Genomic DNA, 25595 nt, shown 5'->3' on the forward strand with positions numbered 1-25595 from the left:
CGTGTGACGGGCGTTTGAGCCCCACGCGCTTACCCCCGCGCCCTACTCCTCCATCAGCGCGTCGACGAACCCGTCCAGCCAGGGATGGCGCGTGCGGCGCAGGCGTTCGGCGTGGAGGATCTGGTTGAGCTTTTCCAGCGCACGGGCGAAATCGTCATTGACCACCACATAGTCGTACTCGCTCCAGTGGGCGATTTCCGACTTGGCGCGCTCCATGCGGCCATTGATGATCGCGTCTGAGTCCTGGGCGCGCTTCTTGAGGCGCTCGCGCAGCAGCGTCAGCGAGGGCGGCAGGATGAAGATGCGCACCACGTCATCGGGCGCCTGCTCGGTCAGCTTGCGCGCGCCCTGCCAGTCAATGTCGAACACCACGTCGCGGCCATCATCCAGCGCATCCTCCACCGGCCCGCGCGGCGTGCCGTAGTAATGGTCGAACACCTTGGCCCATTCATAGAACGCACCCGCGAACGCCTGCTTGAGGAATGTGTCTTCATCGGTGAAGTGATAATCGACGCCGTCGCGCTCGCCCGGCCGGGGGCTGCGCGTGGTGGTGGACACCGACAGGACCAGATCCGGGTTCTGGGCGATCAGGCGCTGGGACAGCGTCGTCTTGCCGGCGCCGGACGGGCTGGACAGCACCAGCATCAGCCCGCGCCGCTGGCCGCGATAAGCCGGTCCCGTCAGGTGATCGCCGGTCATGCCCCTTTACTCCACATTCTGGACCTGCTCGCGCAGGCGGTCCACGGCGGCCTTGAGCGCGAGCCCGATCCGCGTCAGCGCCGGATCGCCTGATTTCGAGCACAGCGTATTGGCTTCCCGGTTGAACTCCTGGGACAGGAAATCGAGCTTGCGGCCCGACGGGCTGCCGCCCTTGATCAGGGCGCGCGCGCTGTCGATATGGGCGGCGAGCCGGTCCAGCTCCTCGCGGATGTCGGCCTTCACCGCCAGCATGGCCGCTTCCTGGGCAAGGCGCTCGGGATCGAGCCCGCCCGGCAGGAGCTCGGCGAATTTCGCCTCGATACGCGCCTTGATGGCGGCGGGGCGGGCCGCATCCAGCGCGGCGGCCTCGCGCGTCAGCGTCTCGATCTCATCGAGATGCCCTGTCAGCACCGCGCCCATGGCCACGCCTTCTGCCTCGCGTGCGTCCTGCAGCATGGCCAGCGCGGCGTCGGCGCAAGTCAGCGCATCGGCGATCAGCGCTTCGTCCGGACCGGCCTGGGCCTCGGCGTCGTCGGCCAGGATCACACCCTTGAGCGCCATCAGCTCGCCTGCGCTCGCCGGCTCGGCCAGTCCCTGATCGCTCAGCGCCTTCGCAGCGCGGGCATAGGCGTCCAGGCGCGCTTCATCCACCCGTACGCCTGCGTCCCCGGCGGTGCGCGTCAGTGTCACGGTCAGCGTCACCGAACCGCGCTGGAAGCGGGCGCGCGTCCTGTCGCGCAGCGGGATTTCCAGTGCATCCAGGCCCGCGGGCACCCGCAGGCGGAAATCGAGCCCCTTGCCATTGACCGAGCGCGCCTCGACGCTCAGCACGCCATAGGGCCCTTGCGCCTCGGCCCGGCCAAAGCCGGTCATGCCCGACAGGGGCGCGCTCATCGACGGCCGCCCGCGCGCTCGCGCTCAATGCGCCGCCAGGCCGCCACATTGCGGTTATGCTCGGCATAGGTCGCCGAGAAAGCATGCCCGCCCGTGCCGTCCGCCACAAAGAACAGATAATCGCTCTGCGGCGGATTGATCACCGCCAGGATCGCGTCCCGGCCCGGATTGGCGATGGGCGTCGGGGTCAACCCGTTGATATGATAGGTATTGTAGGGATTGTTCGTATTGTCCAGCTCCGACCGGCGGATGCCCCGGCCCAGCGGCTCGCCCTGGGTGATGCCGTAAATGATGGTCGGATCGCTCTGAAGACGCATGCCCCGGCGCAGACGGTTGACGAACACCGACGCCACCAGCGGACGCTCGGACGGCACGCTGGTTTCCTTCTCCACGATGGAGGCGATGATGATCGCCTCTTCCGGCGTGGCGTAGGGCAAATTGTCGGCGCGGTTCGGCCACGCCTGCGCCATCAGATCATCCTGCGCCGCTTCCATCCGGTCGATCACGGCCTGCCGCGGCGTACCGCGGTCCACCATATAGGTTTCCGGCAGCAGCGCGCCTTCAGCCGGGATGCGGGTGATCTCGCCGGTCAAAACGTCAGAAGCTTCCACGATCCGCACGATCATGGCGGTGGTCAGGCCTTCGGCCGCAGTGACCGGATGCATCAGCGTGCGCCCCTCGCGCAGCAGCGCGTAGACCTCGCGCATGGAGGCAGCTTGCGGAATACGGTACTCGCCCGCCCGCAAATCCCGCTCGCCCTGGTCGATCTGCACCATCAGGCGGAACAGGCGGCCATCCTCAACCACGCCCTCGCGCTCGAGCTGGCTCGCAATGGCGATGAGCCCGGCACCGCGCGGCAACATCAGCGTGGTCTCGGTGGCAGACGGCCCGGGCGCTTCAAATTGCTGATTGACCCAGACCCAGCCGGCATAACCTGCACCCGCCGCAATCAGCACCATCGCGAGCAGCGTAGCCGCCAGCCAGACCAGCACGCGTGCGAACCCGCCCGGTTTGCGTTTGGAAGTCGGCGTGGAACTCTTGCCCATCGGATGGCCCCCCGGCCTATCCGGCCCGCTTGAACACGACCGACGCATTGGTGCCGCCAAACCCGAAGGAGTTGGACAGCACGGCGTCGAGATGCTTCTTCACCGCCGTGTGGGGTGCCAGATTGATCGGGCTGTCCACCGACGGATTATCAAGATTGAGGGTAGGCGGGCAGATGCCGTCGCGCATGGCCAGAATGGAGAACACCGCCTCCACCGCCCCGGCCGCGCCCAGCAAGTGTCCGATCGCCGATTTGGTCGAGCTCATCACCAGATCGCCCGCGGCATCGCCGAACAGGCGCTCGACGGCGCCCAGCTCGATCTCGTCACCCTTGGGAGTGGAGGTGCCGTGGGCGTTGACGTAGCCGATGGCCGACGGTTCAAGCCCGGCACGGGCCAGCGCCGCCTTCATGGCGCGATAGCCGCCATCGCCATCCTCGGCGGGTGCCGTGATGTGATGGGCGTCGCCTGACAGGCCGTAGCCAGCCACTTCGGCATAAAGGGTCGCGCCGCGGGCCTTGGCCGCTTCATATTCTTCCAGGATGACCACGCCGGCACCCTCGCCCATGACAAAACCGTCGCGGTCCTTGTCCCACGGGCGCGAGGCCTTTTGAGGCGTGTCGTTGAAGCCCGAGGACAGCGCGCGCGCCGCCCCGAACCCGGCAAAGCCCAGGCGCGTGATGGCGCTTTCGGCACCGCCAGCCACCATCATGTCCGCATCGCCATAGGCAATCAGACGGGCCGCATCGCCGATGGCGTGGGCCCCGGTGGAACAGGCTGTGACCACGGCGTGATTGGGGCCTTTGAGGCCATGGCGGATCGACACATGGCCAGAGACCAGATTGATCAGCATGGCCGGAATCACAAACGGCGACAGCTTGCGCGGGCCGCGTTCGTGCAAGGTGATGGAGGCGTCGTAAATCGTCTGCAGCCCGCCAATGCCCGACCCGATCAGCACGCCGGCGCGCTCGCGCGCCGCGTCATCGGCCGGTTCCCAGCCAGATGACTTCAACGCCTCATCCGCCGCGGCGATGCCGTAGAGGATGAAATCGTCGATACGTTTCTGTTCGCGCGGATGCAGGACGGCATCAGGATCAAACACGCCGGGCATGTCCGGCGATCCGCCTGCGCGCCCATCGGCGCGGGGGATGATGCCCGCCACATGGCTGGACAGATCCTCAACCTCGAAATGCCCGATGCGGGACAGACCCGAATGGCCGGCGATCAGCCGGGACCACACATGGTCCACCCCGCATCCCAGCGGCGTGACGAGACCGAGACCTGTGACGACAACGCGGCGTCTGGACATGCTCAAGGGCTCGTCCGGGACTATTTGCCGAGTTTTTCGGAGATGAATTTCACCGCGTCGCCGACCGTCTGGATGGTCTCGGCGGCGTCATCGGGGATCTCGACGTCAAATTCTTCTTCGAACGCCATCACGAGCTCGACATTGTCGAGGGAGTCGGCACCCAGATCGTCGATGAACGAGGCCTTTTCGACGACCTTGTCTTCTTCGACATCGAGATGCTCGACAACAATTTTCTTAACGCGATCAAAAACGTCGGACATATCGGACCCTTTTCATATGCATGCGGGCGACCCGGCGGGGCCCGCGGAACTGAACCGTCGCCAAGGCGGGGTCCAGAGAGCGGACCTCGTCGGCGGAAGCGTGCGGGCAGATAGCACGCCTGATCTGACCTACGCCAGAGCGGGGCGCGATGGCAAGCCGCGTGTATGTTGCGCGCAGGCGCCTAGATCATCGCCATCCCGCCGTTCACGTGCAGGGTCTGGCCTGTGACATAGGCCGCTTCCTCACTCGCGAGGTAGACGCAAGCGGCTGCAATATCAGCGCCCTTGCCCAGCTGCCCGGCGGGAATGGTATTGAGAATCGCGGACTTCTGATCCTCGGTCAGGGCGTCGGTCATGGGCGATTCGATAAAGCCCGGAGCCACGCAATTCGCCGTCACGTTGCGTGATGCAACCTCCATGGCGAGTGATTTGGTGAAACCGATCATGCCCGCCTTGGACGCGGCGTAATTGGTCTGGCCGGCATTGCCGGTCACGCCCACCACCGATGTGATGCCGATAATCCGGCCCCAGCGCTGCTTCATCATCCCGCGCAGGCACGCCTTGGACAGGCGGTAGTGAGCCTCCAGATTGACCCGGATCACCAGGTCCCAGTCCTCGTCCTTCATGCGCATCAAGAGCTGGTCGCGCGTGATCCCGGCGTTGGAGATCAGGATATCCAGCCCACCCAGCGCTTCGGCAGCCTGCTTGGGCAGGGCGTCCACCGCCTGGGCCTCAGCCAGATTGCACGGCGTGATCGCCGTGCGCTCGCCCAGCTCGTCAGCCAGCTCGCGCAGCTTCTCTTCCCTTGTGCCTGACAGCGCCACATGGGCACCCGCGCCGTGCAGGGCGCGGGCGATTTCGGAGCCGAGCCCGCCAGTGGCTCCCGTGACCAGGGCTTTCTTTCCAGTCAGATCGAACATGTCGCTTATCCTTTCAGGGAGGCGGCGAACGCCTCGAGCTCTTCGGGGCCCGCAAGGGCGACGCCCTCAGCCTCGGGGATGTGACGGCGCAGCATGGTGACCAGCACCTTGGCGCCGGCTTCTGCAAACCGGGTAACGCCCTGACCATGCATGACATCAATGCTTTCGCGCCAGCGCACCCGGCCCGTGACCTGCTCGACCAGATGGGCGCGGATGGTTTCGGGATCGGTCACGGGCGCTGCCGTGACATTGGCAATGAGCGGCACGGACGGCGCGGCGATCGACACGTGTTTGAGCGCGATCTTCATGGCGTCGGCGGCCGGCGACATCATCGGACAATGGAAGGGCGCGGACACGGGCAGCATCATGGTGCGGCGCACGCCGTGCTCCTTGGCCGCCTCCAGCGCAGCCTCCACCGCCGCCGCGGCGCCGGAGATGACGATCTGGCCGGGCGCATTGTCATTGGCGATCGCCACGACGCCGTGGGCCTGACCGGCGGCGACGGCAGCTTCCGCCTGATCCATCCCGGCGCCCAGCATGGCGGCCATGGCACCCTCACCCACCGGCACGGCCTGCTGCATGGCCCGGCCGCGCAGGCGCAACAGCCGCGCCGCATCGGGCAGCGAGATCGCGCCCGCCGCACACAGGGCGGTGTACTCGCCCAGGCTATGGCCCGCCACGAAGCGCGCGGTGCTGACATCCACGCCGAACTCGGCTTTCAGCGCCCGCATGGCCGCAATGGACACCGCCATGATCGCCGGCTGGGCGTTTTCAGTCAGCGTCAGAGTGTCCATCGGGCCATCGGCCATCAGGCCCGACAGGCTTTCGCCCAGCGCCTCGTCCACCGCCTCGAAGACCTCGCGTGCGGCCGGATAGGCGTCCTTGAGCGCCTGGCCCATGCCGATGGCCTGGCTGCCCTGGCCGGGAAATATGAATGCAAGCGCCATTCGCGGCGTCCTCCCTTGCAGTATTGTTCTGTGGGAGCGGCATAAACCGGGCGGCGGGACGCTGGCAAGGCGGGTGGGGCGTGGCGATCTTGTCGAAATCGGCTAATTTGGATCAAACACGTCAGAAGTCCGCCATGCGCACCTTCACCGCCGCCGACGCCAAGAACCGGTTCGGGGAATTGCTCGACGCGGCCCGGCGCGAACCGGTGAGTATCGAACGCCACGGACGGCCCGTCGCGGTGATGATCTCGCGCGAGGAATATGCCGCCTACGCTGACGCTTATGATGCGCTTCTGCGCGACCGGATCAAACAGGCCGAGGACGACATCCGGCAAGGTGATGTGGTCGGCGGGGATGAGCTTCTCTCATTGCTGCGCGCCAAAATTGACCGCGGTATGGCTGATTTTGAGGCCGGGCGAACCTTCAGCCATCAAGCGGTGTTCGCCGAGATTGGTGAGACAATTAGCAAACGCTGAGAACGCTCGGACCACCCCGTCCGGCTGACCCCTGACCACCGCCTCCCGCGCTTGCCTCGCTGCGCCCTTTCCCGTATACGCGCCGCTTCACCGGCTGCGGTCCCATGGCCATAGCCCGGCTTGCGCATGGCGCAAGGCGGGGTCATCGGGAGCCGACGCGGGACGGTCCGGCCCTTCGGACCGCGCTCGCGCCGCAGCCCATCAGAAGGGACGAAAGTCTTATGCAGAAATACGAACACGTGTTCATCGCGCGCCCGGACGTGTCTCCGGCGCAGATGGAAACCGCGATCGAGGAAATCAAAACCCTCGTCGAGGAAAAGGGCGGCAAGGTCAACAAGACCGAATACTGGGGCCTGCGCACGCTGGCCTACCGCCTGAACAAGAGCCGCAAGGGCCATTACGGCTATATCGACATGGAAGCGGGCAATGATGTGCTCGACGCGCTGGAATACCGCCAGCGCTATGCCGAAGACATCATGCGCTACATGACCGTGAAGGTCGACGAGCTGAACGCCGAGCCCACCGCAGTGATGCGCAAGGGCGATGACCGCAAGCGCCGCGAAGGCGGACGCGAGGGTGGCCGTGACGGTGGACGCGATGGCGGCCGTGATGGCGGCTTCCGCGGTGACCGCGATGGCGGCTTCCGGGGTGGTGATGGCGGCCGCGATGGCGGCTTCCGCGGCGACCGGCGCTAGGAGAACACACACATGACCGATATGACCGTTTCCAACGTGCCTGCGCGCCGCGCCTTCCAGCGCCGCCGCAAGGTATGTCCGTTCTCTGGCGAGGCTTCGCCGAAGATCGACTACAAGGACGTGAAGCTGCTTCAGCGCTACATGTCCGAGCGCGGCAAGATCGTGCCCGCGCGCATCACGGCGGTATCCGCCAAGAAGCAGCGTGAACTCGCCCGCGCCATCAAGCGCGCCCGCGTTCTCGCCCTTCTGCCCTACGCAGTCGATTAAGGGAGAACGGGATCATGCAAGTCGTTCTTCTCGAGCGTGTCGAAAAGCTGGGTGTCATCGGCGACGTTGTCGCCGTCAAGCCGGGCTTCGCACGCAATTTCCTCCTGCCCCAGGGCAAAGCCCTGCGGGCGACCGCAGCCAATCTGGAACGCTTCGAGCGCGAGCGCGAAGTTCTGGTCAAGCTCAATGAAGAGCGCGCCTCCAAGGCCCGCGATTCCGGTTCGCATCTGGACGGTGCCAGCTTCGTGCTGATCCGTCAGGCGTCCGAGAGCGGCCAGCTCTACGGTTCGGTGTCCACACGTGACATCGCCGATGCGGCAACCTCCGACGCCCTGACCGTCACGCGCGGCATGGTGGACCTGAAAGCCCCGATCAAGGCGCTGGGCCTGCACGACGTCCGCGTCATGCTGCACCCGGAAGTCTCGGTGACCATCACGATCAACGTGGCGCGCACCGCCGACGAAGCCGAGCGTCAGGCCAAGGGCGAAGACGTCATCGCCTCTGCGGCCGAAGAAGACCGCGCTCTGGCGGACGCCCAGGCCGCCGTCCTGATGGAATCGGGCGTTGAAGGTCAGGATGATGACCGCGACGACGAGCCGTCGGACGAAGCCGGGGACGAGGACCAGGCCTGAGGCCTGCCCGCGTCCAGTCGAACAGGCGGGCGGCTCCCACAAGGGCCGCCCGTTTTTCGTTCAGGCCCGATGATCCGTCTGTCTTGACCCGGACCTGCGTCCCGTGTTTTTGCAGTGCAGCAAAATGACTGCCGTCCCGAGAGTGAGCCACATAGATGACCCGCGTGCGTGTTGACTTGTCCGGCCAGTGCGCCGTTATCACCGGCTCGACCTCCGGTATCGGCGCCGCGCTGGCCGAAGGTCTTGCAGCCAATGGCTGCGATATCGTGCTGAACGGTCTGGGCGACCCTCAGGAGATCGAAGCGCTGCGTGCGCGTCTGGCCGATACATACAAGGTCCGCGCGCTCTACCACCCCGCCAACATGCTGCACGCGCATGAGATCGCAGACCTGATCGGGTTTGCTCACAAAGCGTTCGGCCGCCTCGATATCCTGGTCAATAATGCCGGCATCCAGCATGTGGCCAGGATCGAGGAGTTCCCGGCGGACAAGTGGGACGCGATCCTGGCCATCAATCTGTCAAGCGTGTTCCACGCCTGCCGGCATGCCATTCCCTTGATGACCGGGCAGGGGCGCGGGCGGATCGTCAATATCGCCTCGGCCCACGCCCTGGCCGCCTCGCCATTCAAATCGGCCTATGTGGCGGCCAAGCACGGTGTGATGGGTCTGACCAAGACGATCGCCCTGGAAGTCGCCGAGCGCGCCATCACCTGCAACGCCATCAATCCGGGCTATGTGCGCACGCCGCTGGTGGACAGCCAGATCGCCGACACCGCCCGCGAGCGTGGCATCAGTGAAGAGGCGGTGGTGCGCGACGTGATGCTGCACGCCCAGCCGACACGCCAGTTCGTGCAATACAACGAGCTCCTCGGCGCGCTGCTCTACCTGGTGTCTGATGATGGCGCCAGCGCCAACGGGACGTCGATCAATGTCGAAGGTGGCTGGCTGGCGAAGTAAAGCCTACACCCTGCCCCGCATTGCCGCATCCAGACGCCCCGCCAGCGCGCCCCGGCCTGCCAGCGCCAGCCCTGCCGCCGGCGGCCCAGACCGCCGCCACAGCGCGCGCAGGCGGTCCACCTGGCCGGGTTGCGCGGGCGTATCTGCGGCCAGGTAGGCCAACTCCCAAAGCCCCAACCTGAGAACTCCGTGCGCCATGACCGGTACCGCGCTGGGCGCGCCCTCGCCCGCCGGCATCGTCAGCGTTTCGGTCCATGCCATGACCGGCGCTGCGTCCGGTGCATCAGCAAGATGCGGTGCGCCGGTTTCAGGGTCAGGTGCGTCGGGCAGGACCGGCGCATCGGCGGGACCGTCAGGGATCCAGACCCAGATCAGGCCCTGGCGCTCCTCCACCGGATAGCGGCGCACCCGGATACGGGCGATATCGCTTTGCTGACCCTCGACCATGGAGGGAATGGCCGCGCAGCGCCCGTCCGCGCCAAAGCGCCAGCCATGATAGGGGCATTCCAGCTCGCGCCCGCCCTCTACCAGACGCCCCGCCGAGAACGGCACGCCGCGATGGGGGCACAGATCACGCACGGCACAGGCGCGTCCCGCCTCGTCACGCCAGAGCACGACCGGCTGATCGGCGATGATGCGGCCGTCCATAACCCCGGCTTTGAGCGCCCGTGATGGCAGCACCGCCAGCCAGCGCTGCGGCAGGGATGACTCTTGCGCGCTCATCAAAACCATCCCCCGGCGGGCAGGCCCTGTGCGGCCCGGTAGCGCACCGCGTAACACCGCGGGCGCGCCGTGTCAGCCCGGCGGTTCACGTGTCAGGCTTCTGGGTTGAGCGCGTAGCCGGCCGAACGCACCGTACGGATTGGATCGGTTCCGCCCACCTTGTTGAGCGCCTTGCGCAGCCGGCCGATATGCACGTCCACGGTGCGGGTCTCCACATACACGTCCGAACCCCAGACAGCGTCCAGCAATTGCTCGCGCGAGAACACGCGGCCGGGATGCTGCATGAAGTAATCCAGCAGCCGGAACTCGGTGGGGCCCAGATGGATTTCCTGTCCGCTGCGCACCACCTTGTGGGCCACCCGGTCCATGGTGATATCGCCAGCCTGGACCGTGTCTTCGGCCAGGCCCGGCCGGATACGCCGCAGCACCGCACGCACCCGCGCAAACAGCTCCTTCATCAGGAACGGCTTGACGATGTAGTCGTCCGCGCCCGTGTCGAGGCCCCGGATCCGGTCGGTCTCCTCACCGCGCGCGGTGAGCATGATGATCGGCAGATTGCGGCTTTCCTGGCGGCTGCGCAGGCGCCGGCACACCTCGATGCCGGAGATTTTCGGCAGCATCCAGTCGAGCACCACCACATCGGGCTGACGCTCTTCCACCAGCATCAACGCCTCCTCGCCATCGGCGGCGACGGAGACCCGGAAGCCCTCTTTCTTCAGATTATACTGCAAGAGTTCGGACAGAGCGTCCTCATCCTCGACGACCAGGACATGCGGCTGCATTACGGCCCCCTTCAGTGAGACATTTCAGGACGTGGTCCGCGCGGGCGCTCTGACGCCAGTTCGCGGCCCGTCACCAGATAGTGGATCACCTCGGCAATATTCGTGGCGTGGTCGCCGATGCGCTCAAGGTTCTTGGCGATGAACAGAAGATGTGCGCCCGGCCCGATCATGGACGGCTCGTTGCTCATGGCGCGCACCAGCTCGCGGAACAGTGCATTGTAATGCTCGTCCACATCATCATCGCGCTCCCACACGGCCACAGCGCGCGCGGTTTCGCCGGTGGCGTAGGCGTCGAGCACTTCATGCATATGGCTCAGCACCAGCTTGCCCATCCGGTCTACAGACGCGCCAAACGCGGTAGGCTCGCTGTCATTGAGCGTGGGCACGCGCCGGGCGATCGACTTGGCCAGATCACCGACGCGCTCCAGATCGGACACGATCTTCAGCGCCGCAATGCACACCCGCAAATCCTGGGCGATGGGGTGGCGCAGGGCCAGAAGCCGGATGATCTTCTTCTCGATGTCGCGCTGCATGGCGTCGACCTGAACATCACGCGCGACGACATCGGCTGCCAGATCGCCGTCGCGGGTGGCGGCCGCTTCGAGCGCGTCCGACACCAGACTCTCGGCAAGCCCGCCCATGGCGGCGACATCGGCCGAGAGCTGTTCAAGCTCCTCGGAGAAGGCTTTGACGATATGCGGCGCCTTGACCTGGTTGGTCATGAGCGAAGCCTTTCAATGGCCAGTTCCAAAGTCGGTTGCGAAACGCTGCGTACGGCCTAGCCGAAGCGCCCCGTGATATAGTCCTGCGTGCGCTGGTCACGCGGGTTGGTGAAAATCTCCTCGGTCGGCCCGTACTCCACGAGCGCGCCGAGGTGGAAGAAGGCGGTCATCTGCGACACCCGCGCGGCCTGGGCCATGGAGTGGGTGACGATGATCAGGGCATAGTTCTGGCGCAGTTCGTCGATGAGCTCTTCGATGCGCGCCGTGGCGATAGGGTCCAGCGCCGAGCACGGCTCGTCCATCAGGATCACTTCCGGGTTCACCGCGATGGCGCGCGCAATCACCAGGCGCTGCTGCTGGCCGCCTGACAGCGAGGTGCCCGGCTGGTGCAGACGGTCAGCGACTTCCTTCCACAGGCCCGCCTTGGTCAGGCTGGTCTCCACGATGGCTGCCAGCTCGTCCTTGTTGGCGGCCAGGCCATGGATGCGCGGGCCATAGGCAACATTCTCGAAAATCGTCTTCGGGAACGGGTTGGGCTTCTGGAACACCATGCCGACGCGCGCGCGCAGCAACACCGGGTCGATCGAGCGGTCATTGATCTCCTCGCCATCGATCCGGATCGAGCCGCTCACCCGGGCGGTATCGATCGTATCGTTCATCCGGTTGATGCAGCGCAGGAAGGTGGACTTGCCGCAGCCCGACGGACCGATGCACGCCGTCACGGAGCGGTCAGGCATGTCGATGTTCACCCGGTCCAGGGCCAGGGCACCGCTATAGCGCACAGACAGGTCACGCGCGGCGACCTTGATGTCCATGCCCGGCGGGGCAGGATGATACACCGTGGACGGTGCGGGACGGGTGTCGTGGGCCATGGCTACCACCTGCGTTCGAACCGGCGGCGCAGATAGATCGCAACCGCATTGAGACTGACCATCAGGACCAGAAGGACAAGGATCGCGGCAGCGGTGCGCGCTTCAAATGCGCGCTCTGCGGCCGACGACCAGAGAAAGATTTGCACCGGCATGACGGTGGATGGCTCGGTAAAGCCGGACAGGCCCAGCGTCGGCGCGTCGGCGATAAAGGCCACCATGCCGATCATCAGAAGCGGCGCGGTCTCGCCCAGCGCCTGGGCCAGGCCGATGATCGAGCCGGTCAGAATGCCCGGCGCGGCCAGCGGCAGCACATGGTGGAACACCGCTTGCGTCTTCGACGCGCCCACGCCCAGCGCCGCCTCGCGGATGGACGGCGGCACGGCTTTCAGCGCCGCGCGCGAGGAGATAATCACCGTGGGCAACGTCATCAGCGCCAGCACCACGCCGCCCACCAGAGGGGCCGACCGGGGCATGCCGAACGTGTTGATGAACACCGCCAGGCCCAGAAGGCCGAAGACGATGGACGGCACCGCAGCCAGATTGTTGATGTTCACCTCGATGAAATCGGAAATGCGGTTCTTCGGCGCAAACTCTTCCAGATAGATCGCCGCGCCGACCCCGATGGGGACCGCCAGCAGCATGGTGACGAACATCGTCAGCACCGAGCCGATCAGCGCGCCCAGCACACCGGCAATCTCCGGCTCGCGGCTGTCGGCATAGGTGAACAGCTCGGTATTGAAGCCGCTGGCCGCCAGGCCGCGCTCGCGCAAGGCATCAGCCATGGCGATCTGGCGGTCGCTGATCAGCCGCCCGGCCTGGGGCGTCTCCAGGGTCCACAGCGTCCACTCGGTCACGCGTTCAGCCGGCGACGGGGCGCTGATCACAGTCTCGCCTGTGGCTCCGGTCCGGTCGGCGCTGATCTGGGTCACGCGGATCACCTCGCCGCCCGCCTTGATGAGCAGGCTGGGGATTTGCGGGTCCAGCACCACCGCCGCGTCATCGTCCAGCCGTTCTAGAAGCAGCCCGGCCTGGACGCGGGCGCGCCGCGCCTCGGATTCGTAAATGGCGCGGATATCGCGATCGATAGCGTCGGCCATGGCGGCTTCGGCACGGCCCGCGCGCTGTTCCAGCTCACGAGCGCGCGCACGCGCGACCTCACGCACATCGTCCACGAAAGCGTCAAACACCGGCCCGTCCGCCGACAGGGTCACGGCGCGGCCCTCTCCCCGCACGATGCGCAGCGGCGACGGGCCCGGCGCGGTGGATTCACGGACGGTCGTCCCCTGGAGATAGAGGTCCGCACTGTCATCGATCGGGAAGGTGAACCGCACCGTCTGGCCGACCAGAGACGGGTCCTGAACCACCTGATTGAGCAGCCGCGCCGCGTTGATCGAGCTGTACAGCCCGAACAGATCACGCAGTTGCTCGCGCGATTGCATGTCCGGGAACTCGCCGCGCAGGGCGGTCTGGATCGCGGCATTATACCCGCCGCGGCGCAGCGAGGCCTCGCTCATATCGCCGCGCGGATCGATCAGCGCGCGGTCCAGCTCCACGTCCACCGTCACGCGCCAGGTGGTCATGGCCGGAACCGACTGGATGATGATCGAACCGACCAGCAAGAACAGGAAGGCCACAGCCAGCGTGATCGCTGCCATGCCGTAAAAGCGGAAGCGCTGCTCGGACCGGTGACGGCGGGCCAGGCGGGCTTCGACAGCGGTGCGGATCGGGGCGGGGCTATTCATAGCGTTCACGGAAGCGTTGCACCACGCGCAGCGCGATGATGTTGAGCAACAGGGTCATTGTGAACAGCACCAGGCCCAGCGCGAACGCAGCCAGCGTCTTGGAGCTGTCAAACTCCTGGTCGCCGGTCAGCAGGGTGACGATCTGGACGGTGATGGTGGTCACCGATTCCAGCGGGTTGGCGGTCAGATTGGCACCCTGGCCTGCGGCCATCACGACGATCATCGTCTCGCCAATGGCGCGCGACACGCCCAGCAGCACCGCGCCCACCACGCCCGGCAAGGCCGCAGGCAGAACGACATGGCGGATCGCTTCGGACTTGGTGGCGCCCATGGCGTAGGCCCCGTCGCGCAAGGTTTGCGGCACGGCGTTGATCACATCATCTGACAGCGACGAAATGAACGGGATGATCATCACCCCCATGACCAGACCGGCCGACAGGGCGCTCTGGGTGACAGCGTCTTCATAGCCGAGGAACAGCGCAAAATCGCGCAGGAACGGACCGACCGTCAGAAGCGCGAAAAAGCCGTAGACCACGGTGGGCACGCCCGCGAGCACCTCAAGGACCGGCTTGGCCACGGCGCGCACACGCGGCGTGGCGTATTCGGACATGTAAATCGCTGAAAACAGCCCCACCGGTACGGCCACCAGCATCGCGATGGCCGTGATCAGCGCGGTCCCGGCGAACAGCGGCACGGCCCCGAACGCCCCCGACTGGCCGATCTGGTCGGCGCGGATGGCGATTTGCGGGCTCCATTGCAGGCCGAACAGAAAATCATGCAGGCGCCAGTCAATGGCCGCGAAAAAGCGAAGTGATTCAAATAGAAGCGAGAATACGATGCCCAAGGTGGTCAGGATCGCGATCAGCGAGGCGATCATCAGCAGCGCACTGATCACCGACTCCACGCGGTTGCGCGCCCGGAAGGACGCTGTCACCCGCGAGCGGGCCCAGGCGAGCCCGCCGACCGCCAGCGCCATGACAAGCCCGGCGGCGGCAAGGCGGAACATGTCTTCCACCGGGCGCATCGCCAGCGCCGCGGCGCGCAGTTCAGGCGTATTGCGGCTGGCCAGCCCTGCTCCGAACGCGATGGCCCGTGCATCGGCCAGGAAGAGCTGGCGGCGTTCGCGCGGACTGATCCAGTATTCGAACCCGGCGCGCGCACGGATGCCCGCCTCGCTGGACGGCGCGCGCGAGGCGACCGCACGCACGATCTCGCTGCGGCGTTGATCCAGCTGCGCACCGACCTCCGTGAGGCGGGTGGTCTGGCGCGCCAGCGCGCTTTGAAAGTCTTGCGGGTCCAGGCCGCTATCGCGTGCCCGGGCGATCGCGTCGCGCGCCTCCAGCGCATCGGACTCGGCATCGGCAGCCTCGGCCAGCAGATCCAGGTAGGCCGCGTCGCTGTCCAGTTGCCGGTCAAACTCGGCGATCAACGGTGCTGCTTCGCGCTCCAGCTGGGTCATGGCCAGCGTATTCACCAGCCCGGCACCAAACACGCCATAGGCCGCCAGCACCAGCAGCGCCGGACCGCCCGTCCACAAGGCGATGTAATACCCGTAGTAATTGGGAAGCGAGTGCAGCCGGTCGCGGGCACCGGAACGCGCGGCGAGCGCCCGGCGCCGGCCGATCAGAAAGCCGAATGCCGTGAGCACCAGGAGCGTCAGCGCCAGGAGGACCGAAATCTGCATCTCTGTTCCGGGCCCGCCTGCGATAAAACCGTCATGGTCATCGCAGCGGGCGGTCCTTCGCCACAATGAGCGGCGGACCATGCGCGGACTCAGTCACCTGATTATGACACTTGCCCTACACTTTTGTGACAGTGTCAGCGGTGTTGTCCACCAGCCCGGACTCCGGCGCTGGCGGCTGGCTGGTGGCCGCGATCTCGGCATTGGCCCTGGCCGGTGCCAGCGCCAGAAACACAGAGAAGATCGACCCTGCGCCCGGCGCACTTTCCACAGTGAAACCGCCGCGGTGCCGGCTGACGATATGCTTGACGATCGCCAGGCCCAGGCCGGTCCCGGCCGTGGGTCCGCTCTTCTGGCCGTCCACGCGGAAGAAGCGCTCGGACAGACGTGGCAGGTATCGCCGCTCGATGCCGGGTCCGGCGTCGCGGACCCGCACGACCGCAAAACGCGCATCGGGGTCCAGTGGCGGCGCACTGAGCGTCAGGCGCCCGGATTGCGGATCCATGCGTTCAGGCAGGTGCTCGGCACCATCACGGGTGCGCGATGCCTCCACCCACACCCTCACCACAGCGCCGTCAGGCGAGTATTTGATGGCATTCTCCACGAGGTTCTCGACGACTTCGTAAATCTGGTCATGATCCCCGCGCACAGGCGTCGCGGCCTCCGCCAGAGTCACCTCCAGCGTGATGGCGCGCTTTTCCGCGACCAGTCCCAGCACTTCGGCCACATCGCGCACCAGAGCATTCAACTCCACCACGCCGGTCGGCACGACGTGCTCGTTCATCTCCACCCGGCTCAGCGACAAAAGATCATCGATCAGGCGGCGCATGCGCTCGGTCTGCTCCATCATGATCGCCAGGAAGCGCTCGCGCGCCTCGGGATCATCGCGCGCCGGACCCTGAAGGGTTTCGAGAAAGCCTGACAGCGAGGCCAGCGGCGTGCGCAGCTCATGGCTGGCATTGGCGAGGAAGTCGGCCCGCATGCGTTCGGCGCGTTTCGACGATGTATCATCGGCCAGCACCAGCATGGCGCGAAACGGCATGGGACCAGGTGTATTGAGGCGGATCGGCTCGACGAACGCGCGCACATGGCTCTCCAGCGGTGCCAGGGTCGCATACTCCACCGCGGCACCGCGCTCCCCGCGCAAAGCCGCGCTGACGGCTTCGAGCACGCGCGGCTGGCGCAGGGCGGTGGACAGAAGGCCGCGCTCGGCGCCTAGGCCCAGAAACGCCCGGGCGGACGGATTGGCGCGTTCGATCCGCCCACCCGGTCCGATCAGCAGCACAGGAATTGGCAGGCGCTCCAGCATCGCCTCACAGGCATCCGCCTCCACCGGGCGGAGGTCGGCAGCGGAGGCCGGGCTGGGGTTGGGCTCGGCAGCGGTCAGCGCTGTCAGATAATACACAGCCGCCAGGCCTGCCAATGCGAGCGACCCGGCCAGAAACACGCCCGGCTGGAGTTCACCCGCGACGGTCAGTACCGCCATCACCAGCACTGCCAGCGACGCGGTCAGTGCGATATCGCGCCGGCGCGGGCGGTCCATGGTTTTGCGGGGGGTGCGATTCGTGCGCTCTTCAGCCATGGCAATTGGTATCATGAGAATGTGACGGGTGCGAAACAGGTGCCGGCGCGCCGCGCACTTCGCATCCGTCCCTGACTTCATGACCGCCGCCTGACCCCGGCATGAATTTTTCGTAATTCGAGCAATTTTTGTCGTTTTTCGATAAGTTTTGATTGACTTTCATGAGTACGCGGGTAGGAAAGCCGTGTTGATCCTGTTCCGGTTTGTCAGAGAGTTTTGAGCCTTGATCATTCGCTCCACCCCCCTTCTCGCCGCCGTGATGGTCTCCGCCTGTGCCGGGACGCCCATGGGGGGCGCCAGCCTGCCCGGCGGTGCCCCCTCCAGCTTTGCGGCCTTGCCGCAAGACGCCGCCGCCGCGCCCCAGGACTGGATTGTCTCGCTTGAAGACCCGGTGCTGACCGCTCTTGTGGGCGAAGCCATGGACTCCAATCCTTCCCTGCGCGCCGCGCGTGCCGGTCTGGATGCCGCGCGCGCCGCATCACGCGCCGCCAGCGGCACCCGCCTGCCCTCGGCCGATGCCCGTCTGGGCGTCACGGAAGCCGACAGCCCGCTTCAGTCAGGAACCAGCTATTCAGCCGCACTTGAAGCGAGCTGGACCGCCGATGTCTGGGGCCGTCTCGGCGACCAGGCCCGTGCCAGCGCCCTGTCCGCCGAAGCCGCCAGCGCCGACTGGCGCGGCGCACGCCTGTCCGTTGCGGCCAATGTCGCCCAGGCCTGGTACGGCCTGATTGATGCGCGCCAGCAATACCTGCTGGCCCAAAGAGATGTGGAGACACGCACCCGTCAGCTGGAAAGCGTGGAACGCCGTTTCCAGCGCGGCGTTGTACGCTCGTCCGACCTGCGCACCGCCCGCTCGGCACTGGCGTCAAGCGAAGCGGCACTGGCCTCGCGTGAACGCGCCCGTGACGCTGCAGCGCGCGCCCTGGAAACCCTGCTGGGCCGCTATCCCGCCAACGCCCTGGCGATGGACGGCACCTTGCCCGATCTGGGGCCGGTGACCGATCCGGGCTCGCCACAAAGCCTGTTGCAGCGCCGCCCGGATGTCGTCGCCGCCGAGGCGCGCATGCAGGCAGCCGGTTTCTCTGCCGAGGCCGCGCGCAAGGCGCTTTATCCCGGCCTCACCTTGCGCGCCGAACTGCGTGATGCGGGTGCCAATCCCGGCGATATCCTCGACGCCCGGAATCTGGCCAGCACCGTCTCGGCCTCCATCCTCGCGCCCCTGTTCCGCGGCGGCCAGCTGCGCGCCGAACGCGACCGTCAGGTGGCGCTGGCCGAACAGGCCTCGGCCCGTCTGGTGGAAACCGTGCTGACGGCCCTGCGCGAGGTGGAAAACGCGCTCGACGCCGATGCGCGTCTGGCGCGGCGCGTGGACGCACTGGCCTCGGCCAGCGCCGAGGCCCAGGCCGCGCTGGAGCTGGTTGAACAGCAATATACCTCGGGCATCGCCACGATCTTTGAACTGATCGACGCCCAGACCCGCGTCATCCAGGCGCAATCCCAACTGATCACGGCCCGGCGCGAACGCGTCGACAATCGCATTGCCCTTCATCTGGCCATCGCCGGCGGCTTTGAAGCCGGCACCCGCGGCGCGGGTTAGACGACACACGTATTTTTCGGCCCGCAAGAGGCCTGCCGGACGCGTGACGTCCGCACGACAAGACGAGGTTGGTCATGAATAAATTTGTTGGACGCACACTGCTCTTCATCGGGCCGATAGGGCTGCTGCTCGTCGTCGCCGTCATAGCGTTCGGCGCGCTCATCGCCAACGCGCCCCAGGCTGAACGCGCTGAACAGGATGTCCGCGCCGCTGCGGTCTTCGTCACCGAGGCCGAGGCGCAACCGGTGCGCCTCACCGTGCGCACACAAGGCTCGGTCACCGCGCTCACGGAAATTGATCTCACTGCCCAGGTGGCAGGCCGGGTCGCCTTCGTGAACCCGAACTTTGTTCAGGGCGGCTTCTTCGAGGCCGGTGAAGTGCTGGTGCAGCTGGAAGACGCCGATTACCGTCTTGCCGTCACCCGCGCGGAAGCCCAGGTCAGCCAGCGCCGCCAGGCCCTGATCCGCGAACAGGCCGAATCCGAGCTGGCCCGTCAGGAATGGGAAGCCGTCGGCCGGGGCGAAGCCACGCCGCTGGCCCTGCGCGAGCCGCAACTGGCCGACGCCCGGGCCCAGCTCGCCGCAGCTGAAGCCAGCCTGGCCGAAGCGCGCCTGAACCTGTCACGCACCCGCATTTCCGCACCGTTTGCCGGCCGCGTGCGCGACAAGATGGTCGACCAGGGCCAGTTCGTCGGACCGGGCGCGCGCCTGGGCCGCGTGTTCGCCACCGATATCGCCGAGGTCCGCCTGCCGCTGAGCGATCGCGAAATCGCCCTGCTCAACATGCCTACGGCCTTCCGCGCGAGCGAGGACACGCCCGGCCCGCGCGTGACTCTGACCGCGGTGAGTGCCGGTGTGGTGCGGGAGTGGCAGGGCGAGGTCGTGCGCACCGATGCTGCCATCGATCCCCAGACCCGCACGCTGAGCGTTTTCGTCCAGGTGCGTGACCCCTATGGTGTCGCTGCAGAAGCCGCCGGTGCCCCGCTGGCCATGGGCCTGTTCGTGGAAGCGCGCATCGAAGGCCGGGAGATTCCCAGCGCCTTCGTGCTGCCGCGCAGCTCCCTGCGCGGAACGGATCAGATTTTCGTGGCCGAGCGGGACGGGACCCTGTCCATCCGCCAGGTGACGGTCATTGATTCCAGCGCCGAACGCGTCGTGGTGGCCAGCGGCATTCAGCCGGGTGACCGGGTGATCACCTCCACGGTGCGCGCACCGGCGTCGGGCATGGCCTTGACGGCCATGGGCCCGGATGGCCAACCGCTGGATCAAGACACGCCCGCTGCTGCGCAGCCGGAGGCACCGTCCACGGACGGGCCCGGCGTCGCCGCGATTGACGGCTAAACGGAAAGCTGGAGGACACGATCATGGTTCAACGTCCCGAAGAACGTGAACACCGCGGCATTCTCGCCTGGTGGGCGCGCAATTCCGTCGCCGCCAATCTGTTGATGATCATCGCCTTTGTCGGCGGCATTATCGGCTTCATCCAGCTCCAGCGCGAGGTCTTCCCGTCGGGCTCCTTCAACGGCGCCACGGTGTCGGTGGCCTGGCCGGGCGCCGCGCCGCAGGAGGTAGAGGAGCAGATCATCCTGCGCATTGAGGAGGCGGTGGCCAATCTGTCGGGCGTCCACCGCATCACCTCCAGCGCACGCGAAGGGCGCGGCTTCGTCAATATCGAGGGCCAGCGCAATCTCAACGGCGATGAATTCGTCAATGAAATCAAGCTGCGCGTGGACTCGATCAATAATCTGCCCGCTGACGCCTTCCGCCCGGTGGTCAGCCGCTGGGAAAACCAGCAGCAGATGTACATGATCGCCCTGCACGGCGATGTGGAGCGGCGCGAGTTGCAGCGCCTGGCGCGTGAGATCCGCGACGAAATCGGCTCACAGGTCGGCGAGGCCTCGATCGTCAACACCATGGCCTATCTCGGCGAAGAGGTGGCCATCGAAGTGTCCGAAGAGGCACTGCGCCGCTATGGCCTGACCTTCAACGAGGTCGCCCAGGCCGTGCGCGCGACATCGCTCAATGCCTCCGCCGGGGCCGTACGTACCGCCCAGGGCCGCATCCAGCTGACCTCGCGCCAGCTGGCCGACACCGCCGAGGAGTTTGGCGACATCATCGTGCGCCAGACGCCGGACGGCTCCACCATCCGCGTGCGGGACGTGGCGCAGGTCACCGACGGGCTGGTGGATGTCGATTTTTCCGGCACGTTCAACGGCCAGACCATGGTGCTCATTGATGTGCGCACCACCGGCGATGTCGACGTGGTGCGCCTATCTGAGCAGATGCAGGCCTATGTCGAACGCAAGCGCGACGATCTTCCCACAACCGTGACCCTGTCGAACTGGTTCGACATGTCCGATGTCTACCACTCGCGCATGGACACGATTTCCAACTCCGCGATGATCGGCCTGCTGCTTGTGCTGATTGTGCTGGTCCTGTTCCTGCGCCCGATCGTGGCCTTCTGGGTCACGGTGGGCATCGCCACGGCGTTCGCCGGCGGCCTGCTCTTGCTGCCCATGCTGGGCGTCACACTCAACATGCTCTCGCTGTTCGCCTTCCTGATCGTGATCGGGGTGGTGGTCGATGACGCGATCATTGTGGGTGAAAACATCCATAACCGGGTCGAACGCGGCGAGCGCGGCCTGACCGCGGCGGTGGTCGGCGTGCAGATGGTGGCCAAGCCCGTCGTCTTCGCGGTCATCACCACCATGATGGCGTTCGCGCCCTGGATGCTGCTGACCGGGCCGGAAGTGCAATTCACCCGGCAGATCTCGCTGGTGGTGATCGCCGCCCTCGCCTTCTCGCTGATCGAATCTCTCGTGATCCTGCCCGCGCACCTGTCGCACATGGGTCCCCAGCGCATGACCGGCTTCTTCGGCCCGTTCCTGCGTGTGCAGGAATCCATCGCCAACGGGCTCGTCACGTTTGCGCGCAATGTCTACGCGCCGATCCTGGCTCTGGCCATCAAGGCGCGGTACTTCACGGTGCTCGCCTTCATCATGATGTTCACCCTGGCCATCGTGCTGATGAATACCGGCTATGTACCCTTCCGCTTCATGCCCGAAGTCGAGGACGAGCTGGTCCAGGCACAGATCGAGCTGCCCGAGGGTGCGCCCTGGAGCCGGCTTGAAGAGGTGCGCAACCAGCTCGAAGACGCCACCGTGGCGCTGAGAGCCCATTATGCCGAGCGCTATCCCGGCTTTGACATGGTCGTGGGCAGCGCTGTGATCGCCAACGGCTCCAGCGTCCAGGCCTGGATCCAGATGGCCAGCCCGGAAGACCGGCCCGAACCCATCCCGATGTCTGAAATCACCCAGACCCTGCGCGACGCCATGGGCCCGGTGCCGGACGCGGAGTCCATCGAGTTCAACTTCACCATTTCCGAGAACGTCTCGGGCATCCAGTTCGCCATCAACCACCCCGATCTGGACGTGCTGCGCCTGGCCGCTGCGGACCTGAAGGCGCAGCTGCGCACCTATTCGGCGACCTATGACATCGTGGACAATCTGCAGACCTCCGCCGAGGAAATGCGCTTCAGCCTGCGTCCCGATGCGCGCGCTCTGGGCCTGACGCTGAACGATGTCACGAGCCAGGTGCGCCAGGCCTTCTACGGGATAGAAGTCCAGCGCCTGCCGCGCGGCGGCGAGGATGTGCGCGTGATGGTGCGCTACCCGCGCGAGCTGCGCGACAGCCTCGATGCGGTGCGCGATCTGCGCATCCGCACCCCCGACGGGCGCGAGATTCCGCTGGCCGCCGTGGCCGACGTGGAGTTCGCCCCCGGCATCAACCGCATCAACCGGCGCGAACGCCAGCGCACCGTGACCGTCAGCGCCGATCTCAGCGATGAGGACGCAGCCGGCGAGATTCGCCGCGACCTGCGCGAAAACTTCTTCCCCGCCTGGCGCGAGCGCTATCCCGGCGTCTCTGAAGGCGCGCTGGGCGACGCCGAAGGCCAAGCGCAGTTCATGCAGGAGATCGTGATCCTGCAGGTGCTGATGCTGGGCTCCATGTATGTGCTGCTGGCCATCGCCTTCCGCTCCTACGCCCAGCCCTTGCTGATCATGACCGCGATCCCGTTCGCCTTCGCCGGGGCCGTATTCGGGCATCTCTTCTTCGGCATGCCCATCGCCATGTTCTCTTTCTTCGGGATAGGCGCTGCGGCCGGGGTCGTGATCAACGACAACCTGGTGCTCGTGGACTTCGTCAACCGGTTGCGAGAACGCGGCGTGGGTGCCTTCCAGGCCCTTGTCGACGCAGGCGTGCAGCGTTTCCGTCCGATCCTGCTGACCACCGTGACGACCTTCCTGGGCATTCTGCCGATGATGGCCGAACGCTCCACCCAGGCCCAGTTCCTCAAGCCCATGGTGGTCGCGATCGGGTTTGGCGTGGTGTTCGCCCTGTTCCTGACCCTGTTCTTCGTGCCCGCGCTCTACGCCATGGGTGTCGACATCAAGCGCGGGGTGACGGGCCTGTGGCGCGGCGAACGCATACCGGGCATCGGTGCCGGCTGGGAAGGCCGGATCAGCGGCGCTGAAGGCGTGGACGTCGCCGACACCCCGGAGGAATCGCGCGAGCGGACCCGTCCGGGTCACGATCAGGACCCCGCCGGCGTCCCCCGCCCGGCCGAGTAACGCAGCCGTGACCGCTACAGCCAGTTCCCCTTGCCGGGCCTGCGCTGTAGCGTTCCGCGTGCTGGAATGACAGTGCCCCTTGAAGGGCGCGATAACAGCCTTCGGGAGATATGATATGATGAAATGGCTCATGGCCGGTGCGGCCAGCCTGGCGCTCTGCGCGGGCAGTGCCGCGTTCGCTCAGGACGCGCCGCGCTTCGGTGATTACGGGTTTGACGAGGCGGGCATGAACCGCTCGGTCCACCCGGGCGATGACTTCTTCGCCTACGCCAATGGCGTCTGGGCGGACACCACGGACATCCCGTCCGACCGCGCGCGCTACGGCATGTTCGATCTGCTGTCGCTGGAGGTGGAGCAGCAGGTGCGCGCCATCATCCTGGACGCCGCCGAGCGCGGCGGGCCGGCCGGCTCCAACGAGCAGATGATCGCGGACCTGTTCGCCAGCTGGATGAACGCTGACGCCATCGAGGACGCCGGCCTGGATCCGGCGATGCCCTATCTGGAGGCCATCGCCGCGATCGCCAGTCATGAGGACGCCGCCGCCCTGATGGCCCAGCGTGCCTACTCGGCACCCTATTCGGTGGGCATCAGCGCCGACCCGGAAAACCCTGAAGCCTATATCATGCGGTCGGGCCAGTCGGGCCTGGGCCTGCCCACGCGCGACTACTACCTGCTCGATACCGGCCGCTTCCCCGAATACCGCGAGGCGTATCTGGCCTATATCGCCCGCATTTTCGAGCTGGCCGGCCTGCCCGGCGGCGAGGCGCGCGCGCAGCAGATCCTGGCGCTGGAAACCGCTTTGGCCGAGGTGCACTGGACCCGCGAGGATTCGCGCGACGTCACCAAGACCAATAACCGCATGACCACGGCCGAGTTTGCCGCGCTCGCCCCCTCGCTGCGTCTCGACCAGGCGCTGGCCGCACGCGATCTGCCTGCAGACGCGCAGATCATCGTCTCCCAGCCCAGCGCCATCACCGGCGCGGGCGAGGTGTTCGCCAATACGGATGTGGACGTGATCCAGTCCTGGCTCGGCTTCCACTTCCTGTCGAGCCGCGCCAGCTGGCTGCCGGCGGCGTTTGATGAAGCCAATTTCGACTTCTTCTCGCGCACCCTGTCGGGCACGCAGGAACAGCGCACCCGCGAGCTGCGCGGCGTTCAGCTGGTCAATGGCGCGCTCGGCCACCTGGTGGGCCAGGTCTATATCGAGCGCCACTATCCGCCCGAAGCCAGCCGCCAGATGGACCAGCTGATCGTCAATCTGATCGACGGTTTCCGTGGCCGCCTGGAGCGTCTGGAGTGGATGGACGAGGAGACCCGCGCCGAGGCGCTGGTCAAGCTGGAAGGCTTCGAGCCGCGCATCGGCTATCCTGAGGTCTGGAACGAGTTCGACGGCCTCGAGCTCAGCGCCGGCGACTATTTCGGCAACCGCATGCGCATGAGCGATTTTGCCTGGGCCGAGCAGCTGCGCCGCTTCCCCGATCCGGTGGACCGCCGCCTGTGGGGATGGCCGCCGCAAATCGTCAACGCCAGCTATAGCCCGCTGCAGAACCAGATCACCTTCCCGGCGGGCATTCTGCAGGCGCCCTTCTTCGACATGAACGCCGATGCGGCCATGAATTACGGTGCCATCGGCGCGGTGATCGGCCACGAGATCGGCCACGGCTTTGACGATAACGGCCGCCGCTTCGACGCCGAAGGCCGCATCCGCGACTGGTGGACCGAAGAAACCAACGCCAATTTCGTCGAGCGGTCCGACCGTCTGGTGGAACAGTACAACCAGTTCTGCCCGTTCGAGGCCGAATGCGTGAACGGCCGGGTGTCGCTGGGCGAGAATATCGGCGATCTGGGCGGCATGCAGATGGCCTATGAGGCCTACCGCAATTACGTCGCCGCCACCTACCCCGATGGCGAAGCGCCGGTGATCAACGGCATGACCGGCGATCAGCGCTTCTTCCTGGCCTGGGCCCAGGTCTGGCGCACCCTGTTCCGCGATGACGCCCTGCGCGCCCAGCTCGCCCGCGGGCCCCACTCGCCGGGCATGTACCGGGTCAACGGCGTGGTGCGCAATCTCGACGCCTGGTACGACGCCTTCGGCATCACCGAAGAGCACGCCCTCTACCTGCCGCCCGAACAGCGCGTGCGCATCTGGTAGGCAGTTTGCCTGAC

Annotated in this window: 23 protein-coding genes; 9 read left to right on the plus strand and 14 right to left on the minus strand. The window is 66.3% G+C overall.

The features are described from left to right. Window positions 1-42: 42 nt before the first annotated feature. The 7 genes from gmk to fabD form a co-directional block, all read right to left on the minus strand. Complete coding sequence (gmk, locus tag L2D00_05760) at window positions 43-699, minus strand: guanylate kinase (GenBank protein WBQ14188.1); 657 nt, start codon at window positions 697-699, stop codon at window positions 43-45. Between the two features lie 6 nt (window positions 700-705). Next, window positions 706-1593: a YicC family protein gene (locus L2D00_05765; protein WBQ14189.1), complete on the minus strand. Its 888-nt coding sequence runs from the start codon at window positions 1591-1593 to the stop codon at window positions 706-708. Next, window positions 1590-2639, minus strand: a complete 1050-nt coding sequence (mltG, locus tag L2D00_05770; protein ID WBQ14190.1) for an endolytic transglycosylase MltG — start codon at window positions 2637-2639, stop codon at window positions 1590-1592. Before mltG ends, L2D00_05765 begins: the two co-directional genes overlap by 4 nt. Window positions 2640-2655: 16 nt before the next feature. Then, entirely contained in the window at window positions 2656-3945 is a 1290-nt protein-coding gene (gene fabF / locus L2D00_05775) for a beta-ketoacyl-ACP synthase II (protein WBQ14191.1), read from the minus strand. Window positions 3946-3965: 20 nt separating this feature from the next. After that, window positions 3966-4205: an acyl carrier protein gene (locus L2D00_05780; GenBank protein ID WBQ14192.1), complete on the minus strand. Its 240-nt coding sequence runs from the start codon at window positions 4203-4205 to the stop codon at window positions 3966-3968. 182 nt (window positions 4206-4387) lie between these two features. Then, the gene (gene fabG / locus L2D00_05785; GenBank protein ID WBQ14193.1) at window positions 4388-5125 is read right to left on the minus strand and encodes a 3-oxoacyl-[acyl-carrier-protein] reductase; all 738 of its coding nucleotides are present in this window, start codon (window positions 5123-5125) and stop codon (window positions 4388-4390) included. 5 nt (window positions 5126-5130) lie between these two features. Then, window positions 5131-6072 carry an ACP S-malonyltransferase gene (fabD, locus tag L2D00_05790; GenBank protein ID WBQ14194.1) on the minus strand — a complete coding sequence of 314 codons (942 nt, stop codon included), beginning with the start codon at window positions 6070-6072 and terminating at the stop codon, window positions 5131-5133. A gap of 80 nt (window positions 6073-6152) precedes the next feature. Here fabD and L2D00_05795 point away from each other — a divergent pair, with 80 nt between their 5' ends. The 5 genes from L2D00_05795 to L2D00_05815 all read left to right on the plus strand — a co-directional run bounded on the left by L2D00_05795 (window position 6153) and on the right by L2D00_05815 (window position 9098). Continuing rightward, window positions 6153-6548 (plus strand): type II toxin-antitoxin system prevent-host-death family antitoxin, encoded by a 396-nt coding sequence (locus L2D00_05795; GenBank protein ID WBQ14195.1) that lies wholly within the window; start codon window positions 6153-6155, stop codon window positions 6546-6548. A 221-nt stretch (window positions 6549-6769) separates the two neighbouring features. Beyond that, complete coding sequence (rpsF, locus tag L2D00_05800) at window positions 6770-7243, plus strand: 30S ribosomal protein S6 (GenBank protein ID WBQ14196.1); 474 nt, start codon at window positions 6770-6772, stop codon at window positions 7241-7243. 12 nt (window positions 7244-7255) lie between these two features. After that, a complete protein-coding gene (gene rpsR / locus L2D00_05805; protein ID WBQ14197.1) occupies window positions 7256-7510 on the plus strand; it encodes a 30S ribosomal protein S18 in 255 nt (84 codons plus the stop codon). 14 nt (window positions 7511-7524) lie between these two features. Beyond that, window positions 7525-8142: a 50S ribosomal protein L9 gene (rplI, locus tag L2D00_05810; GenBank protein ID WBQ14198.1), complete on the plus strand. Its 618-nt coding sequence runs from the start codon at window positions 7525-7527 to the stop codon at window positions 8140-8142. Between the two features lie 155 nt (window positions 8143-8297). After that, the gene (locus L2D00_05815) at window positions 8298-9098 is read left to right on the plus strand and encodes a 3-hydroxybutyrate dehydrogenase (protein ID WBQ14199.1); all 801 of its coding nucleotides are present in this window, start codon (window positions 8298-8300) and stop codon (window positions 9096-9098) included. 3 nt (window positions 9099-9101) lie between these two features. Here L2D00_05815 and L2D00_05820 read toward each other — a convergent pair whose 3' ends face one another. The 7 genes from L2D00_05820 to L2D00_05850 form a co-directional block, all read right to left on the minus strand. Continuing rightward, window positions 9102-9821: a Rieske (2Fe-2S) protein gene (locus L2D00_05820; GenBank protein ID WBQ14200.1), complete on the minus strand. Its 720-nt coding sequence runs from the start codon at window positions 9819-9821 to the stop codon at window positions 9102-9104. Between the two features lie 92 nt (window positions 9822-9913). After that, on the minus strand, window positions 9914-10603 hold the full coding sequence (phoB, locus tag L2D00_05825) for a phosphate regulon transcriptional regulator PhoB (GenBank protein WBQ14201.1): 690 nt from the start codon (window positions 10601-10603) through the stop codon (window positions 9914-9916). Window positions 10604-10614: 11 nt separating this feature from the next. Continuing rightward, window positions 10615-11325: a phosphate signaling complex protein PhoU gene (phoU, locus tag L2D00_05830; protein ID WBQ14202.1), complete on the minus strand. Its 711-nt coding sequence runs from the start codon at window positions 11323-11325 to the stop codon at window positions 10615-10617. Between the two features lie 56 nt (window positions 11326-11381). Continuing rightward, window positions 11382-12140, minus strand: coding sequence for a phosphate ABC transporter ATP-binding protein PstB (gene pstB, locus L2D00_05835; GenBank protein ID WBQ14492.1), 759 nt, complete (start codon window positions 12138-12140; stop codon window positions 11382-11384). Window positions 12141-12199: 59 nt separating this feature from the next. Further along, on the minus strand, window positions 12200-13939 hold the full coding sequence (pstA, locus tag L2D00_05840; protein WBQ14493.1) for a phosphate ABC transporter permease PstA: 1740 nt from the start codon (window positions 13937-13939) through the stop codon (window positions 12200-12202). Continuing rightward, entirely contained in the window at window positions 13932-15623 is a 1692-nt protein-coding gene (pstC, locus tag L2D00_05845) for a phosphate ABC transporter permease subunit PstC (protein ID WBQ14203.1), read from the minus strand. Before pstC ends, pstA begins: the two co-directional genes overlap by 8 nt. 115 nt (window positions 15624-15738) lie before the next feature. Then, window positions 15739-17202 carry an ATP-binding protein gene (locus L2D00_05850; GenBank protein ID WBQ14204.1) on the minus strand — a complete coding sequence of 488 codons (1464 nt, stop codon included), beginning with the start codon at window positions 17200-17202 and terminating at the stop codon, window positions 15739-15741. A gap of 223 nt (window positions 17203-17425) precedes the next feature. On the opposite strand from L2D00_05850, the gene L2D00_05855 reads away from it, so the two are divergent. The 4 genes from L2D00_05855 (at window position 17426) to L2D00_05870 (ending at window position 25581) form a co-directional block, all read left to right on the plus strand. Continuing rightward, entirely contained in the window at window positions 17426-18799 is a 1374-nt protein-coding gene (locus tag L2D00_05855) for an efflux transporter outer membrane subunit (GenBank protein ID WBQ14205.1), read from the plus strand. Between the two features lie 74 nt (window positions 18800-18873). After that, on the plus strand, window positions 18874-20139 hold the full coding sequence (locus L2D00_05860) for an efflux RND transporter periplasmic adaptor subunit (protein ID WBQ14206.1): 1266 nt from the start codon (window positions 18874-18876) through the stop codon (window positions 20137-20139). A 23-nt stretch (window positions 20140-20162) separates the two neighbouring features. Further along, complete coding sequence (locus tag L2D00_05865; GenBank protein ID WBQ14207.1) at window positions 20163-23429, plus strand: efflux RND transporter permease subunit; 3267 nt, start codon at window positions 20163-20165, stop codon at window positions 23427-23429. A 115-nt stretch (window positions 23430-23544) separates the two neighbouring features. Further along, on the plus strand, window positions 23545-25581 hold the full coding sequence (locus tag L2D00_05870; protein WBQ14208.1) for a M13 family metallopeptidase: 2037 nt from the start codon (window positions 23545-23547) through the stop codon (window positions 25579-25581). Window positions 25582-25595: the final 14 nt, after the last annotated feature.

The sequence above is a fragment of the Hyphomonadaceae bacterium BL14 genome (genome assembly GCA_027627705.1).
GTDB lineage: Bacteria > Pseudomonadota > Alphaproteobacteria > Caulobacterales > Maricaulaceae > Oceanicaulis.